The organism is Streptomyces sp. (assembly GCF_019510245.1).
Taxonomy (GTDB): Bacteria; Actinomycetota; Actinomycetes; order Streptomycetales; family Streptomycetaceae; genus Streptomyces.
Window position 1 is genome coordinate 1 of sequence record NZ_JAEKKT010000088.1, and the last position, 14,896, is coordinate 14,896.

The 14,896-nt window shown below is 68.3% G+C and carries 16 protein-coding genes; 10 read left to right on the plus strand and 6 right to left on the minus strand.

Features of this window, described 5'->3' with window-relative positions; all coding sequences use genetic code 11:
• Nucleotides 1-3: 3 nt before the first annotated feature.
• On the minus strand, nt 4-633 hold the full coding sequence (locus JF597_RS05115; RefSeq protein WP_293989597.1) for an isochorismatase family cysteine hydrolase: 630 nt from the start codon (nt 631-633) through the stop codon (nt 4-6).
• Nucleotides 634-819: 186 nt separating this feature from the next.
• On the opposite strand from JF597_RS05115, the gene JF597_RS05120 reads away from it, so the two are divergent.
• Entirely contained in the window at nt 820-1,407 is a 588-nt protein-coding gene (locus JF597_RS05120) for a TetR/AcrR family transcriptional regulator (RefSeq protein ID WP_293989600.1), read from the plus strand.
• Between the two features lie 341 nt (nt 1,408-1,748).
• On the opposite strand, the gene JF597_RS05125 is transcribed toward JF597_RS05120, so the two are convergent.
• Entirely contained in the window at nt 1,749-2,360 is a 612-nt protein-coding gene (locus tag JF597_RS05125; RefSeq protein ID WP_293989603.1) for a TetR/AcrR family transcriptional regulator, read from the minus strand.
• Between the two features lie 165 nt (nt 2,361-2,525).
• Here JF597_RS05125 and JF597_RS05130 point away from each other — a divergent pair, with 165 nt between their 5' ends.
• Together JF597_RS05130 and JF597_RS05135 are read left to right on the plus strand one after the other, a co-directional pair.
• Nucleotides 2,526-3,074, plus strand: a complete 549-nt coding sequence (locus JF597_RS05130) for an ester cyclase (protein ID WP_293989606.1) — start codon at nt 2,526-2,528, stop codon at nt 3,072-3,074.
• 72 nt (nt 3,075-3,146) lie between these two features.
• On the plus strand, nt 3,147-3,536 hold the full coding sequence (locus JF597_RS05135) for a hypothetical protein (RefSeq protein WP_293989609.1): 390 nt from the start codon (nt 3,147-3,149) through the stop codon (nt 3,534-3,536).
• Between the two features lie 299 nt (nt 3,537-3,835).
• On the opposite strand, the gene fabG is transcribed toward JF597_RS05135, so the two are convergent.
• Nucleotides 3,836-4,555, minus strand: a complete 720-nt coding sequence (fabG, locus tag JF597_RS05140; protein WP_293989612.1) for a 3-oxoacyl-ACP reductase FabG — start codon at nt 4,553-4,555, stop codon at nt 3,836-3,838.
• A 200-nt stretch (nt 4,556-4,755) separates the two neighbouring features.
• On the opposite strand from fabG, the gene JF597_RS05145 reads away from it, so the two are divergent.
• The 5 genes from JF597_RS05145 (at nt 4,756) to JF597_RS05165 (ending at nt 10,630) form a co-directional block, all read left to right on the plus strand.
• On the plus strand, nt 4,756-7,002 hold the full coding sequence (locus JF597_RS05145) for a SpoIIE family protein phosphatase (RefSeq protein ID WP_293989615.1): 2,247 nt from the start codon (nt 4,756-4,758) through the stop codon (nt 7,000-7,002).
• Nucleotides 7,003-7,402: 400 nt separating this feature from the next.
• Nucleotides 7,403-7,672, plus strand: coding sequence for a hypothetical protein (locus JF597_RS05150; RefSeq protein WP_293989618.1), 270 nt, complete (start codon nt 7,403-7,405; stop codon nt 7,670-7,672).
• Nucleotides 7,651-8,463, plus strand: a complete 813-nt coding sequence (locus JF597_RS05155) for a multicopper oxidase domain-containing protein (RefSeq protein ID WP_293989621.1) — start codon at nt 7,651-7,653, stop codon at nt 8,461-8,463. The genes JF597_RS05150 and JF597_RS05155 overlap by 22 nt, the downstream gene beginning before the upstream one ends.
• 374 nt (nt 8,464-8,837) lie before the next feature.
• A complete protein-coding gene (locus tag JF597_RS05160) occupies nt 8,838-10,196 on the plus strand; it encodes a folylpolyglutamate synthase/dihydrofolate synthase family protein (protein ID WP_293989624.1) in 1,359 nt (452 codons plus the stop codon).
• Nucleotides 10,197-10,282: 86 nt separating this feature from the next.
• Nucleotides 10,283-10,630, plus strand: coding sequence for a hypothetical protein (locus JF597_RS05165; protein WP_293989627.1), 348 nt, complete (start codon nt 10,283-10,285; stop codon nt 10,628-10,630).
• Between the two features lie 111 nt (nt 10,631-10,741).
• Here the strand turns inward: JF597_RS05165 and JF597_RS05170 are convergent, their stop codons facing one another.
• A complete protein-coding gene (locus tag JF597_RS05170) occupies nt 10,742-10,870 on the minus strand; it encodes a hypothetical protein (protein WP_293989630.1) in 129 nt (42 codons plus the stop codon).
• Nucleotides 10,871-11,633: 763 nt separating this feature from the next.
• On the opposite strand from JF597_RS05170, the gene JF597_RS05175 reads away from it, so the two are divergent.
• On the plus strand, nt 11,634-12,269 hold the full coding sequence (locus JF597_RS05175) for a YbaB/EbfC family nucleoid-associated protein (RefSeq protein WP_293989633.1): 636 nt from the start codon (nt 11,634-11,636) through the stop codon (nt 12,267-12,269).
• A 99-nt stretch (nt 12,270-12,368) separates the two neighbouring features.
• Here JF597_RS05175 and JF597_RS05180 read toward each other — a convergent pair whose 3' ends face one another.
• Both JF597_RS05180 and JF597_RS05185 read right to left on the minus strand, forming a co-directional pair.
• Nucleotides 12,369-12,941, minus strand: a complete 573-nt coding sequence (locus JF597_RS05180) for a TetR/AcrR family transcriptional regulator (protein WP_293989636.1) — start codon at nt 12,939-12,941, stop codon at nt 12,369-12,371.
• 616 nt (nt 12,942-13,557) lie between these two features.
• Nucleotides 13,558-13,836: a hypothetical protein gene (locus JF597_RS05185; protein WP_293989639.1), complete on the minus strand. Its 279-nt coding sequence runs from the start codon at nt 13,834-13,836 to the stop codon at nt 13,558-13,560.
• 189 nt (nt 13,837-14,025) lie between these two features.
• Between JF597_RS05185 and JF597_RS05190 the strand changes: the two genes are divergently transcribed.
• A complete protein-coding gene (locus JF597_RS05190; protein WP_293989642.1) occupies nt 14,026-14,847 on the plus strand; it encodes a hypothetical protein in 822 nt (273 codons plus the stop codon).
• Nucleotides 14,848-14,896: the final 49 nt, after the last annotated feature.

Consider the following 14,896-nt stretch of genomic DNA (forward strand, 5'->3'; position numbering starts at 1 on the left):
GTGTCATGCGCGGGCTCCCTCGAATGCGGTGGTGAGTTCGGTGGTGGTGGTGATGGTGTGGGCGTAGGTGGGGCCGTTGAGGTCGTGGGCCGCGTGCATCATCTCGGGGAGGAAGGCGGCGGTGGCGTCGCGGACCAGGGTGACGTGGTAGCCGAGTTCCATGGCGTAACGCCCGGTGGACTCGATGCACGTGTTGGCGAGCAGACCGACCGGCACGACATGGCTGATGCCATGCTGCTTGAGCTGGAAGTCCAGGTCGGTGTTGGCGAAACCGCTCTGCGCCCAGTGCTCCTGGACGACGATCTCACCCGGCTGCGGCTGGAAGTCGGGGTGGAACTCGCCGCCCCAGGTACCTCGGGCGAAGCTGTGACGCTCCATGATGCTCAGCTGCGTGGGGTTGGCGTGGTCCCAGCCCTCGTAGTCCCCCTCCTCCCAGCGGCGGTGCGGGACGAAGACCACACGGACACCCGCCTCACGGGCCGAGCCCACGACGGCACGCAGATGCTCCAGGAGACCGACCTCCTCGGCCACCGGAGCCAGCCGCGGCCAGATCTTCCCGCCCTCCGACAGGAAGTCGTTGAACGGATCGACCAGCAGAACAGCCGTACGACGAGGGTCATAGATGGGGGGCATGGGTTCCACTCCGAATCTGGATGTCCAATCTGGATGACTACCGCCATCCACATCGAAGATTACGCCCATCATCCTGAGAGTCAAACCAAAGCGGCTTTCCTCCCATTTCAGACAAGGGTGTATGATGAAAGTCATCCAGTTGCGCGGTGCTCCCACGGCGCCGCCCCGCGGAAGGCAGGCACGGACATGGGCCACTCGCAGGTGGAGAAGGCGGCGACCCGCGCACGCGTCCTGCAGCTCGCATCACGCAAGGTCCGCACCGAAGGCGTCACGCGTCTCGGCATCGCGGAGCTCATGAACGAGGCCGGGCTCACCCACGGCGGCTTCTACAAGCACTTCGCCTCACGCGACGACCTGATCGCACAGGCCGCGGCCGTCGCACTCGCCGAAGGCACCGCCAAGATGGAGCGCGCCGCGAACAAGAACGAGCAGGATGCGCGCGCGGGCCTCATCGACGCCTACCTCACCAAACGGCACCGGGACGCACCGGCCACCGGATGCGCGCTCGTCTCCCTCGGCGCCTCCGCGGGACGCGACGACTCCCAGTTCAAGGACTCTTACGAGCTCCAGGTACGCACCTACCTGGAGCTCATCGAAGGCCTCGACGACTCCGAGGACGCCCGCGCCGAAGCCATGCTCACCCTCAGCGCACTCGTCGGCGCCATGCTCATGTCCCGGGCCGTCGCCGACCAGGACTTCTCCGAGGAACTCCTGGAGACCGTCGCCGAACGCCTGAAGCAGCGCGGGGCGCAGGCGTCGCCGGTCCTCGCCTGACGACAAGGCCTTGGCGCCCCCAGGCTCGGCCGGAGACGGCAACCAGGACCCGAGGCCTACGGCCTCTCCCCGGCCCGCCGTGACAGCGGAACGGCCTGCGACCCCCTGGCAGGCACCGTCGCGGCACACCGGGCAACGCGCGACGGCACCTCGACGTCCGGCGACGGTCGGCACGTCGGCCGGGGAATGCCTTCCCTGGCCGTGTCCTCGGGGCTCACGTGATCCCCCGGTTGCCGGCGGAGTCGCCGCCCGGCTCGTCCGACCCGCTTCCCCGGCGGCGCGGCCGCGCCCGGCCGTCCCCGCCCCGCGCGAACCGCACGTGCCGCGGCACGGGAGCCGTGTCAGAGGAGTGCCGCGACGGCGATCCGGCACAGGACGTCCTCGGCGCGGCCCCACGTCCAGCCGCTCTCCACCACCAGGGTGCGCCAGCCCGGAGGGCCGAACCAGTACCACAGCAGATCGGCCGTCTCCTCGACGGGACACGAGGGCTCCGGATCCAGCGTGTGCAGATGGCCGGCGACGGCCTGCAGCGCGTCCCGGTAGGCGGCGGTCGCCCGCTCCCACAGGGCCTCTCCGTCCTCGTGGACAGGAAGTGCCTTGTGGATCGCCTCGTGCACGGCGAACTGGCTTTCATTACCCAGACGCGTTCCGTGTGCCAGCGCCGCGAGGACCTCCCGCGGCGTTCGCAGGGCGAGTACGCCCTGCGTCGCCTGCTCGTAGCCCGAGGCGGCCACGCCCTGGTCGATGATCTCGTTCAGGATGTCGCTCTTGCTGCCGACGCTCGAGAACACGGTCTTCGAGGCGACCCCGGCGGCCGAGGCGATGTCGGCCACCGTCACTCGTCCGTAGCCCCGTTCCGCGAACTGTTCCGTGGCATGACGAAGGATCAGCTCCCGTGTGCGGATCGCGCCCCGCTCACGCAACGGGGACACATAGGGACGTTTCGGCGACATAGATCGATGCTATCAGCATGAATTCATTAGGTATCCTGTTACTCGAATGGCGCTGTGCCCGGTCTCGTGCCGATGTCGGCACCGACCGCAACCGGACGGACCCCCGGTTCCCGAACGTTCACAGCGCCGAGCGGCACTGCCCAGAAAGGCATCACCACCATGGCAATGGACGCATCGGAACCGGGCCGCGGCCTCTTCCGCATCCTTGAGACAGGGGATCCCACACTGGCCGTCGAGGTGGTCCACCGGGACTTCCGCAACCGCGAGGCCGCCGCCTCGCCGACGGCCTGCTCAACTCCCGGGCCCGCCGGGGTCCTCGCCTCCAGCGCCTGGATGCGCTCCGCGTTCAGCGACCTGCGTTTCGCCGTCCTCGGAGTCATACACGACAGCGACCAGGTCTGGGTGCGGCTTCGCATGCAGGGCCGGCACACCGGGGCCTTCGTCCGCTTCAAGGACGGCGCGCTCGACCAGGCCGTGCCCCCCACCGGGCGCGAGATCGACTTCGAGCAGATACATGTGCTCGGCCTCCGTGACGGCAAGGTCGTCACACACGAGGCGGTGCGTGACGACGTCACCATGCTCGGCCAGCTCGGTGTGTTCCCCCCGACCCCCTCCGGCATGCTCAGCATGATCTCCTGGCGGCTGACCGGACGAGCCACTCGCGCCGCCACCCACGTGAGCGCGCAGGCGGCGGCAGCGGCCGCGCAGGTGTAGGCAGAACCGGGGCGCATCCGCCTGCGCCCCGGACGTACAGGACCACTGATTTCCGCAGGAAAACCGAGGCACATGCACATCAACAAGAACGACGCGCCGGCCACCGTCGAGACCCCGGGATACACGGGCAAGTGGGCGGAACTGGGCGACATGCACTACGCCTTCGAGACCTGCGCGAACGGCTACAGCATGGACGACCTGCTCACCGCGTTCCCCGACCGCGCCTGCCCCGTCGAGCACTGGGGCTACCTCTTCCGCGGTGAAGTCCGGGTCGAGTACGCGGACGGCAGCGAAGAGTTCCTGAAGGCCGGGGACGCCTTCTACATCAAGCCCGGTCACCGGCCCTACATGACCGCCGAGACCGAACTGCTCCAGCTCACCCGGGTCGCCGACCACCAGCACCTCGTGAAGACGTTCACCGAGGCCGGCCTGCTCGGCGGCGAAGGACCCGCCCAGGCGTGACGCGGTGCTCCGACCCCACAGGCTCGCAGGGTCGAGGGTCGTGCCGGTTGGGACGCGTGGATCGCCCGCTTGTGACGTACCGATTCGGTGCGTCACAAGCGGGCGAAGTCGCTCCGGCGTCGGCCGACAGCACCGTCCACGGGCCTCGGTACCGGGCACTGCCCGGTCCCCACAACGCCTCCATCCGCCCGGCGGCACAGGAACACCGCGAGACCCGAAGGCTGCGCCGGCATGGACGACCGCTGTTCCCGGGGGACGGCCTCGGGTCTCCCCCGCGCCGGCCGCGAGCCGGCGGGGTGTCAATGCCCCATTCCCACACCGCCGTCGACGGGGATGACCGCACCGGTGATGTAGCCGGCGGTCTCGGAGGCGACGAACGCGACGGCGGCGGCGATCTCCTCCGGCCGGGCCAGGCGGCCCAGCGGAATGTGCTGCACCACAGCCGCTCGCTGCGCGTCGGTGAGCTCCGCGCTCATCGCCGTCTCGGTCAGACCGGGCGCGACCACGTTGAAAGTGATGTTGCGGGAGCCCAGTTCGCGGGCCAGGGAACGGGCAAAGCCGACCAACGCGGCCTTGGACGCCGCGTAGTTCGCCTGACCGGCCTGGCCCGCCAGACCTGCGGCGGACGAGATCAGCACCACGCGGCCCCTGCGCGCCCTCAGCATGCCGCGGTTGGCGCGCTTGACCACCCGGAAGGCACCGGTGAGGTTGGTGTCGATGACGCTCGTGAAGTCCTCCTCGGTCATCCGCATGAGCAGCTGGTCCTTGGTGATCCCGGCGTTGGCCACCAGTACCTCCACGTTGCCATGGGCGGCCTCCACCTCCCTGAAGGCCTGCTCGGGCTGCTCGGGCTCGGTGATGTCGCACCGTACGGCCAGCACACCGAGGTCGAGCAGGTCGGCCGGCGGCTCACCGGAGCGGAAGGTGACGGCCACTTTGTCGCCCGCCTCGGCGAACGCCCGGGCGACCGCGAGGCCGATCCCGCGGTTGCCGCCGGTGATGAGGACTGAACGGGACATCGCGCATCCTTCGCTGTGCCGACAGAGAGGCACCACTCAATCATTGACCATGCAAATACATGCACCGGGGATGCCACGGGCATGCCGGCGGCACACTCAGGGTTCGCGCGTAGCCTCCTCCCGCCGAATAATGGCATATCGTACTGAAAGGTGACAGATCTCCTCTCGACATCCGGTGCCTCGCTGGAGGGAGCCGTCCCGTGACGAGCAGCAGACCAGGAAGAGATCCGAACCGCGGAGGCGCATCCGTCGCCATCCACGGCGCGGACCTCGCGGAGGTCCTGTACTGCGCCGCTCGCGAGGCCAGACGCGGGCTGAACGCCGTGGCGGCCGGCGTCTACATGCCCGACGAAGGCGAGGGCGAGCTTCGGCTCGCCCTGGCAGGCGGAAGCACGCCCTCGTGCTTCACCCTCCCCGGCCGGATGGGGCTGGACACGCCATCCGCCTCGGTCCAGGCGTGGAAGACAGGGGAAGCGGCCGTACTGCTGGACCCGAATCCCACCCGGCCCGACCGGAGATACGTACTGCCCTACCCCTACACCGCCCTCTCCGTCCCGGTCACCGCCGACGACCGGCGCTTCGGTGTGCTCACCGTGCTGCGTCCGGAAACCTCCGGCGACTTCAGCCCCGCCGAGCGCACCGCGCTCGGGGACATCGGGAGCCGGCTGGCCGACGCCCTGGCAAGGCTCGCCGGGGACGGAATCAGCCTGACGCCCGGTCTTCTGCCGACGCTGATCCCGCCGGAGGCCGACATCGACGCGCAGGCCTTCATCCCGGGCTGGGGGGTGCGCGATGTCCCCGGATCGACGGGTGCGAGCATGATGTACCCGCTGCGACGGCTGGCCGAACTGCTCAACCGGGCCGCCACGACGGACGAGATCGTGGCGGCCGCCCGGTACTGCGTCATGTCCCCGCTGCACGCCCGGGCTCTGGTGCTGCTCTGCGCCAAGGAGGGCCGGCTGTGGGTCCTCGGGCACAGCGGTGACTCCTCGCGCATGGTGCGCGACCTGCACGGGACCGGGCTCGACGCCCGGACGCCGGCCGCCGAGGCGTTCGAGGGACGTCCGCTGTCCGTCCATGAGAAGCAGGCGGCGGACAACGATCCGCTCGCCGACGACGAGGCCCGCACCGAGCTCTTTCTGCCACTCGTCGGCGACGGGCAGTTCATCGACCTGCCCCTGACGGACAGCAAGCAGGTCGTCGGCGTCTGCTGCCTTTCCTTCTTCGGCCCCCGTGGTTTCCCGCCCGAGGAACGCGCCCTGCTCGGCATGATGGCGGGTCTGCTGGGTGCCGCGGTGGAACGCGTCCGGCTGAACGCCCGACAGCGGGAGGTGGCCCGGTGTCTGCAACGCTTCCTTCTGCCGACCCGGCTCCCTGACCTGCCGCGGCTGGCGACCACGGCGCGCTACCGGCCCGCCGACGTGCGCTCCAAGGCGGGCGGCGACTGGTACGACGTACTCAGACTGCCGAACGACCGCGCCGTCATGGTCGTCGGCGACGTCGAGGGTCACTCCATGGAGAGCGCCGCCGTCATGGGGCAGGTACGCACCGCGGTGGCCTCGTACGCCACCGAGGGCCACCGTCCCACGACCGTGCTCGACCGCACCGGCGGACTCCTTGCCGACCTGGGTACCGACCTGACGGTGACCTGCTGCGTCGTCGCGCTGGACACCCTGGACGGCATCGCCGAGGTCGCCCTGGCCGGTCACCCCGCTCCCCTGGTACGGCGCCCCGACGGAAGCATCGGCGTCCTTGACGCACCGGCCAACCTGCCCCTGGGTGTCTGCGCGGCCGACCCTTGTCAGGGACGCGAGCACGCCATCGGCTCCGGTTCGGTTCTGATGCTCTACACGAACGGCCTCGTCGGCCTGTACTCCGCGGATCCGCAGGACTGCGCACGCGAGCTGCTCGGGTCCGGCGACGGCGGATCCGCACCCGACCTCGAACGACTGGCGGATGCGGTCGTCGCGGAGTTCTGCACTCCCCAGATGCGCCGCGACGACGCCGCCCTGCTGCTCGCGCGGTACGAGGGGGCACAGGGCCAGGACGAACCCCGGACGGCCGGTCTGCACATTCAGCGTCGCGATCTGCGCGGGGTCAGGGCCGCGCGCGGCTTCGTGCACGATCATCTCGACTCGTGGGGACTTGAGGACCTGTCGGACCCGCTGGAGCTGATCGTTTCGGAGATCGTCACCAACGCGCTCGTGCACGCCGGCAGCGATGTGGACGTCCGTCTGCGGGCCTTCCCTGACCGCGTCCGGCTGGAGGTCCGGGACTCGGACAGCAATCCGCCGGTTCCGTCCCCCCTGGCCCTCGCCGAGGAGGAGAACGCGGAAGCGGAGCACGGGCGAGGCATGCTGATCGTGCAGACACTGGCCGAGGAGTGGGTCAGTTCCCCCAACGGCCGGGGCAAGACCGTGTCACTCACCCTGCCCATTTCCTCGTAATCAACGGCACGTTCACCAAGCGGCAATGCAGGGGCAGCGGTTCAGCCCGGCCTCATCGTAGATATTTGCATGGTCAATCTCTTCATGGTCTACTTGCCGCGCCGGAGCGGCCGGTGTGATCACGCGGAACATGTAATCGATTGCACCCGGAGCCGGTCCGGCCCGGCCTGCAAAGCCAGATACGTGTGCCGGTGTGCGGGCCATGACCCGGTTGCTCCAGCGGATCCTGCGAGTACCGGCCGTTCCGCACATGCCTGTGTCCACCCGGGCGCCCTTTCGTGTCCACACGCCTCCGCACCCGGACGCCGTGACGGCCTCCGCACAGGTGTATTCGTGCGCCTCAATCACCGACTAGGACAAACAATGACAGACAGGCACGTCCAGGCGATTCCTTCTGGGCATGGCCTGCTTCACCACGGCCGCCGTGGCCGGCACCGGCATCGTCCGCGGTAACGACTCCATGGACGACAGCACACTGTCGGCCGGCGCCCTGCCCGGGGTGAGCGAACCGACGCATGCGACGTTGACCCCGTTCAGGGACCCGTTGCGCATCCCGCCCACGCTGCGACCCGGCGCCAATGGCGTCACGGAGATCGACCTGGTCGAAGCCAGGCTGCGGCTGCACTCACAGATGCCACCCACCCGTCTGTGGACCTATCGGTCCCGCTGACGATCCAGGACGTCAACTTCGACACCGACTCACAGGGGCGCCTCGACGGGCAGATCGTCTACAAGAGGATCATCGGCGCGCACGACGCGCCCGAACCCGGCAGGCCGCCTTCCGCGCTGTCCACCCTCGCTCCGTTCACCTTGGTCAACGGAGTGGTCCGGCCACACCTCGACGTGGCGGCCCGCGCCTACCGCTTCCGCATGGTCAACACGTCGGACACCCGCGTCTACCGGCTTGCCGTGGTCGACGAGGAGACCGGCGAGGCCGTGCCGGGCGTCATGAAGCTGATCGGCGCCGACATGGGTCCGCTTGGCACATCGCAGACCATCGAGGAGGCGGTCTCCCTCTCCCCCGCGGAACGCGCCGACATCGTGATCGACTTCGCCGCGTTCCCCGGCAAACGGCTGAAGCTCGTCAACACCGTCGCGGGTCAGCGTCCCGGAACTGCGCCTGCCGGACGTCCCGACCTCGCTGCCGGACGGACGACGAAGCCGCTCACCCTCGGTGCCGCGATACCTGTCGCACCCGAGGAGTCCGGCTGGAAGGACACCATCACCGTGACCGCCAACAGCCTGGTCACGGTGGCCGGACGTCTGGCGGACCAGACCGGCAAGGTCATGTACCACTGCCACATCCTCTCCCACGAGGACGAAGGCATGATGAGCCCCTTCGTGATCATGCCGTCGGCCGTGCACGCGATCCACGCCATGTCGATGGGCATGAACACGGCCATGGCGATGGGGACGGGAATGCAGCACGGCAAGGACGAGCATTCCGGCATGACGATGTGACGCCGGTCCGCCACCACCGTGCCGTGACAGGGGGCACTGAACCCCTGAACGGATCCGGCACGTTCTTGGAGTGAGGAGTCTCCCCGGAACTCGGCCGACGACGTGGCCGCAACCACGGACGGCCGGGCCTGGGGTTCACCCGCGTTCACACCTGTCGTAGCCAGCGGCGGCCGATGGGTGCGAACGCGGCCCCGATGCCTCCGCGGCGACATTCGCCGAAACCCCGCCGCGGGCGCACCACGCGGCCGCGGGGCACACGCCTGCCCGCCAACCCGGTCACCCGCTTGTGCCCAGCAGCCGTCCCGGCTCTCCTCCGCACGACCGGTCCGGCCACGACGACGAGAAAGGAGCCGGCCAACGAAGAGCGCGCGTCGGTGCCGAACCACCCCGCGCGAGCGGGGGACGAGGCACTGCGTGAGGTCGAGGAACTACTGGCCGGCCGGTGGGGCGAGACCACGCTGGAGCCGTCTCTGAGCCGCATCGCGGCGCTGACGGCCCGGCTGGGCGACCCGCAGCGCGCGTACCCGTCCCTTCACATCACGGGCACCAACGGCAAGACCTCCACCGCCCGCATGATCGAGACTCTGCTGCGGGCCTTCGGACTGCGGACCGGACGGTACACCTCACCGCACGTCCAGGACGTCACCGAGCGCATCAGCCTGGACGGCGCCCCCATCCCGGCCGAGCGGTTCGTCGAGACGTACCGGGCCCTGGAACCGCACGCGGACACGGTCGACGCCATCCAGGAGCACCGACTCTCCTTCTTCGAGGTCCTGACCGGTATGGCGTACATGGGCTTCGCCGAGGCGCCGGTCGACGTGGCCGTCGTGGAGGTGGGCATGGGGGGCGGCTGGGACGCCACCAATGTCATCGACGCCGATGTCGCCGTAGTCACTCCGATCGACCTCGACCACACCGACCGACTGGGCTCCACCATCGGCGGGATCGCGCTGGAAAAGGCTGGGATCGTCAAGCAGGACGCTGCCCTGGTCATGGCGCGCCAGCCGGCCGTCGCGGAGCGCGTACTGCTGGAGCGGGCAGTGGAAGTGAACGCCACCGTGGCCCGTGAAGGGCTGGAGTTCGGGGTGGGCTCCCGGCAGGTGACCGAGGACGGGCAGATCCTCACCCTGCGCGGGCTGGGCCGGGCGTATCCGCAGATACATCTGCCGCTGCACGGTGTCCACCAGGCGCACAACGCGGCTGTCGCACTCACCGCCGTGGAATCGTTCCTCGGAGTGGGTTCCCGGCAGGCCGAACCGTTGGACATCGCGACCGTGCGCGACGCTTTCGCCTCGGTCACGTCCCCGGGCCGGATCGAGGTCGTACGCCGATGGCCCATGGTCGTCCTGGACGCCGCCCACAACCCGGCCGGAGCCCGTGCCGCCGCCGCTGTCCCCGAGGTGTTCGGAAGCGGCCGCCGCCTGATCGGTGTCGTCGGCGCCAGTGCCGACAAGGACGTCCGAGGACTGCTGGAGGCCTTCGAACCGGTCTTCGCCGAGATCGTGATCACTCGCAACTCCAGTGCCCGGGCGATGAACACCGGCGAACTGGCCGCCGTCGCCACCGACGTCTTCGGCAAGAACCGCGTCAGCGTGGTGCCCGCACTGGCCGGAGCCCTGGGCACCGCGGTCGCACGCGCCGGCGAGGAGTTCGGTCCCACGGGCGGGGGCGTTCTGGTCACCGGCTCCGTCATCACCGTCGGCGAGGCCCGGCTGCTCCTCGGCGAGGGCTGATACGGCCGTACGCCACCGGCATCGTCACGGAACGTCTGGTACCCGCACGTCAAGATCGCACCACCGGCGCGAGGAGGAACTCACCCATGTACGACCAGCAGCTGACCGACTTCACCGTCGTCGGCGAGTCTCCGCACAGGCCGGCCGGACGCTCACGGGCGGAGGAACGACGCCTGCGCAAGGTCAGGATCAGAAGGCGACGGCGCGTCAGGTGGACCGTGGCGACCGGCGCCGTTCTCCTCGGCTTCGCCAGCGCGTACACGGCGCACCATCTCCACCTCGTCACCGCCGACGGCATCCCGACCGACCCGCGGCCCATCGCGACCGGCGCCGGAATGGTTCTTGCGCCGGCATCGGCCGCCGCCGCGGCCCCGCAAGGCGCCACCACGACGCCGGTCCCGCTTCTCGACACCCTCGACGGCCTCGGCGCATAAGACCACCGGGCACTCTGCCCCGGCCACTCCCCCTCGACCCGGCCGAACGGATCCGAAGATGCCCCGAAGAGGCTTCGTGCCGTCCGGGCCCCGGATGACAGAGCGGTGCCGTCAGTCGCTTCCGGGTGCGGTGCATGTTCCCTCGGGCGCCTGCGCGGTGGCGGACACGTCCCCGGCCCGATCCAGCGCCACCCGCTGGTCGTACTGGATCGTGTACATCTTCTTGGCCCCGAGGACCATCGCTCCATTGGACGGGAAGCAGTCGTCCGTGACCGCGGCCGGCCGGCCACGTACGCCTGCCCCGCCGGGACGCCATGTAGGTCAGCGGCGCCTGTGGGGAGGGCTGAGACCGGCCGGGGACTCGGCGCGGTCCTGATGGTCGGACCGTACGCGGCCAGCGGGCGGATCCGGGACGGTGCCCTGCTGATCCGCGCGGCCGCACATGCCATACGGCCCGTCCACGGGAGTCGATCGGCTGCCAATGGACACCACCTCTGGCGTGAACCTCTGCGCCCCTCACACTCGTGTATCGGGTGAAGACTCCCGCCGTCGCGGATATTTGGCTGGCCCCGGCGGTGGGACAGGCGGTCGTCCTCGCGCCTTCCCCGGTAGTGAGGGCGACCGCCATGCTCCCAAGCCTGCACCGCCCTCTCCCGGCAAGGCCGCCCTCACGGAACGCCGCCGAAGCGCACCGCTACGCAAATCGTCACTCACCTAGCACACCTCCATCACTCACCTAGCACACCTCCATCGCGATCGCAAATAGATCTCAATCAACTTTCCCGTCGATTAGGGCAAGTGGATTCCCTGATGGCATATCCTGTACTTGCTATCGCAATGTGTGATCATGTCTTCGGTCGGCGCGTCGCCACTTTCCATCAGTCATGGATTTTTCGTGAACTATTCGTGATGGCCCTTCGTGTTCTTCATATACCGGGCAGCTGTTGACGCCACGGCCCGGTGTCGACCATCGCCAAGTGGGGCATGCCGGCAGAGGAGAACGATGCACGCGTCACCGGACCACGGCCTGGAACAACTTCTCGCCGACTTCGCCGAACGGTATGAGGCCGTCGTCAGAGCACGGGCGCAGCTGGAGTCACTCGCGGTGACCGCTCAGTCCAGGGACGGGGTGGTGGAGGCCACCATAGACATCAACGGCACCGTGCCCACCGTTCGCTTCGTCGACAAGAGGTTCAGGAGCATGCCTGACTCCGAGCTGGCCAAGGACGTTCTGGACGCCTTGGCAACCGCGCAGGCTGAGGCGGTCCTCCGTATCGACGTTCTCAGAGCATGGGCCGAAGCTCTGCCTCCGACCGTGGAAAGCCGTTGGATGGGAAGCGGTTCGAGCACACGGGCCGCAACCTCCCGTACAGAACAAGGCCCCGGCATGATCGGTTCGCCGCTGGGATCCGCGCCGTCGGCCCTGCAGCCGCCAGAAGCCTGCTGCGAGCGGATGGGAACCGGCTCCAGTCCCGGCATCGCTCCCCTGCCCACCGATCTCCGTGATGCCGTCATCTCGCTGGGCAACGCGATCTGCGTCGCCACAGATTGCTTTTGCCTCACACCGGCATCCGAAGACAGCAACTGGTTCGACGGAGTACCCGACAGCAGCTCTCACGGTCCATCAATCACCATCTGACGGTCCGTCAGTTTCTTCGTCAGGAACGATTCTCCGCTCGAGGGCTTTCTGCGGGTGCGGCGCTGCAGACGGACAGAAAGCCACTGTGCTGGACCCATTTCAGCGGTCAGAGCGTGCTGCTCGTCCGTCGACCTCAGCGGGAGCGGAAACGCTTAGGCCATCGAGGAGCAGGTCCACGCCCCGGTGAGTGTCCGCGTCCCGATATCTCACGCCGGGCAGTGGACGAGCCAGTTGGGACATCGAGACGACAAGCTCGTGGAGTCCGACATCAGTACGGATCTGGCCATCGCGTCGGGCCCTTTCCATCAGCCTCTCCCCCGCGGTCTCCAGTCGGCCGCACAACACCGCCAGCTCGGCGGAGATCTGCTCGGTCGTGTCAACCAACAGTCCGCACACCACGCCCACCCGCTCATCGATGGCGTCGTGCATGAACCTGCGCAGAGCGGCCAGGGCATCCGTGTTCTCCGCCGCTTCTCGCTCCGCGTGCTCGGCCGTTCGGGACATGATGAACAACAGAACCGCCTGAAGCAGCGATCGGCGATCGGCGAAGTGCCGGTAGAGCGTGGCATTGCCGATACCGGCGCGCTTGGCAACCTCGTCCAGCGGGGCTTCGGGACCCTCGGCCAGAAACACATCCCGGGCGACGGCCACGATCCGCGCGCGGTTTCGCACGGCATCCGCGCGCGGACGAGAGACACGGCAGGTACCAGTTCCTGTGGTTCCGGCCTCCTCAGCCGTTGCCACACTCGACCCGGCGTTAGCTCCCAGCGACGGCATGCTGTTGTCACCTCTCTGTATGCGGCGAGTTGAGTCCCGACTCTTACTTGCACAGTCAAGCAAAGTTGATCACTCTCGGGAAGCCCCGCTCCGCTCGTGTGAGGCGAGTCATGGCCTCTGGACGGGGAGGGGACTTCGTTGAGCGCCTCAGTGATTACGGCGTAATCACCCGCCGGGGGACCGGCTTGCACTCCCCCACCCCAGCGCCCTGGCCAACTCGCCCTCTCACAACCACGTGCACAGCTGCACAGGGATGTGACTGAGCGCCGTAGTCGGTTGTGGCCGCGCTTCCGTGACGGCTACGGCAGGGGGCGAGCCTATGGTGGACACGGCCTTTTCGGCGGGTGACGGAAGCCCATCTCTCGGGCAGGACAACCGTTGCCGAAGCGGTGGGAGATCTTCTCGCCGACGCAGGGTTCCCTCATGCCGCGCTCGACCTCGACTGGTTGAGCAACTCGTGACCCACACCTCCTGGTGACCGGTTCAACTTCGACATGCTGCTCTGCGGAACCTACGAAGCGTCGCCGGTCACTACCTCGACGCGGGAGGGACGCACCTGGTACTCGCCGGCGTTATCGAGGAACAGGATGAGCAGAAACAATTGGCCGATGCAGTATGTGTTGATCTCACGGTGTGCCTGCTCCAGGCCGAACGGCCAGTCATGCAGTAGCGCTTGGCCCACCGACACGACAGCAAGCCCGAGGCACTGCAATGGCATCTGAACCCGGTCCGGCGAACAGACCAGCACGGGCGCCTGCCACCAACTTCGGTCAGGGGCCAACTGCCCCACGATCGCCGCTCCTCGACCGGATCCGCCAGGGCTTCAAGGCCGTGTCCACCACAGGCTCGCCTCCCCAGCTGTAGCCGTCACGGAAGCGCGGCCACAACCGACTACGGCGCTCAGTCACAAGGTCTCAGGACAGTCTCGATCAGGGATTCACAGTTTGTGAATCCCTGCCACAAGGGGGAGGCTCACCCCATGGCCAAACCACAGACGCGGTCTCCTCGTCCCACAAGTCCGCTGCTCAAGGTACCTGTACGGATCGGCAAGCTGGACGCGAGCGCACTGGTGGGGCGGCTCCGCCACCTCCACGAGGCAGCGGAAGACCCAGATGTGGAGCGCATGCCTGCGGACGACGAGATCTATACGGCACTTCTGTACGTGGAGAAGCACGCCACCGCCCTCCGTAGATGTTCAGCAGAGTCCCAGCAGGAGGCGGCCTTGTACCGAGTGCGGTTGTGGGAGTACCTCCGGGAGCGGGCCGACATCCACCAAGCTCAAGCAGTCTCCGACGCACGGGCTGCCGGTGTCGAATGGGCCCACCTGGCACCCGAGCTGGCCGTCGCCGCTCCGAGCGCTGCCTATAACAAGGCCAAGAGGCTTCGCGCTGCGGCACTCAACGAAAGCGCCCCTCGGCAGCCGCTCCTTCGCCGCACCCCCGAGGCGGTCCTGGACGCCGAGTCGCGTCTCTCAAAGGAGAGAGCCGTCGAGCAGCGCGCGCTTGATGCGGCACAGCAACGACACCGACTCCTTCTGCCTACCGCTCAGCGTCTTGTTTCCCATCAGGACGGCTTGGTGCTCGATGACGACGCCGAGTACTGGCTCGGTGAGGTCGAGGCAGTACTCCCCAGCTGCGAGACACCGACTCAGATGATGGGCCTGAGTCGCTACTTGGGGGCCGCAATCAGGGCTCTGCGGAGGATCGAACAGCGCACTGCCAGGCCCGTAGCCACCAACCCTGAGGCGGTGGCCGCACTTGAGGCTGCTGCAGCAGTCCTCCCGCCAGAGCACAAGCAGTGACAGCGCTGCGCCAGTCCCGCACACAGAGGCCCTCAGAACGACCGGCACG

What these genes read in the sequence shown, in the direction of transcription:
- JF597_RS05115 (WP_293989597.1), bottom strand. Translation starts at nt 633, where the DNA reads ATGCCCCCCATCTATGACCCTCGTCGTACGGCTGTTCTGCTGGTCGAT.
- JF597_RS05120 (WP_293989600.1), top strand. Translation starts at nt 820, where the DNA reads ATGGGCCACTCGCAGGTGGAGAAGGCGGCGACCCGCGCACGCGTCCTG.
- JF597_RS05125 (WP_293989603.1), bottom strand. Translation starts at nt 2,360, where the DNA reads ATGTCGCCGAAACGTCCCTATGTGTCCCCGTTGCGTGAGCGGGGCGCG.
- JF597_RS05130 (WP_293989606.1), top strand. Translation starts at nt 2,526, where the DNA reads ATGGACGCATCGGAACCGGGCCGCGGCCTCTTCCGCATCCTTGAGACA.
- JF597_RS05135 (WP_293989609.1), top strand. Translation starts at nt 3,147, where the DNA reads ATGCACATCAACAAGAACGACGCGCCGGCCACCGTCGAGACCCCGGGA.
- fabG (WP_293989612.1), bottom strand. Translation starts at nt 4,555, where the DNA reads ATGTCCCGTTCAGTCCTCATCACCGGCGGCAACCGCGGGATCGGCCTC.
- JF597_RS05150 (WP_293989618.1), top strand. Translation starts at nt 7,403, where the DNA reads ATGGCCTGCTTCACCACGGCCGCCGTGGCCGGCACCGGCATCGTCCGC.
- JF597_RS05165 (WP_293989627.1), top strand. Translation starts at nt 10,283, where the DNA reads ATGTACGACCAGCAGCTGACCGACTTCACCGTCGTCGGCGAGTCTCCG.
- JF597_RS05170 (WP_293989630.1), bottom strand. Translation starts at nt 10,870, where the DNA reads ATGGTCCTCGGGGCCAAGAAGATGTACACGATCCAGTACGACCAGCGG.
- JF597_RS05175 (WP_293989633.1), top strand. Translation starts at nt 11,634, where the DNA reads ATGCACGCGTCACCGGACCACGGCCTGGAACAACTTCTCGCCGACTTC.
- JF597_RS05190 (WP_293989642.1), top strand. Translation starts at nt 14,026, where the DNA reads ATGGCCAAACCACAGACGCGGTCTCCTCGTCCCACAAGTCCGCTGCTC.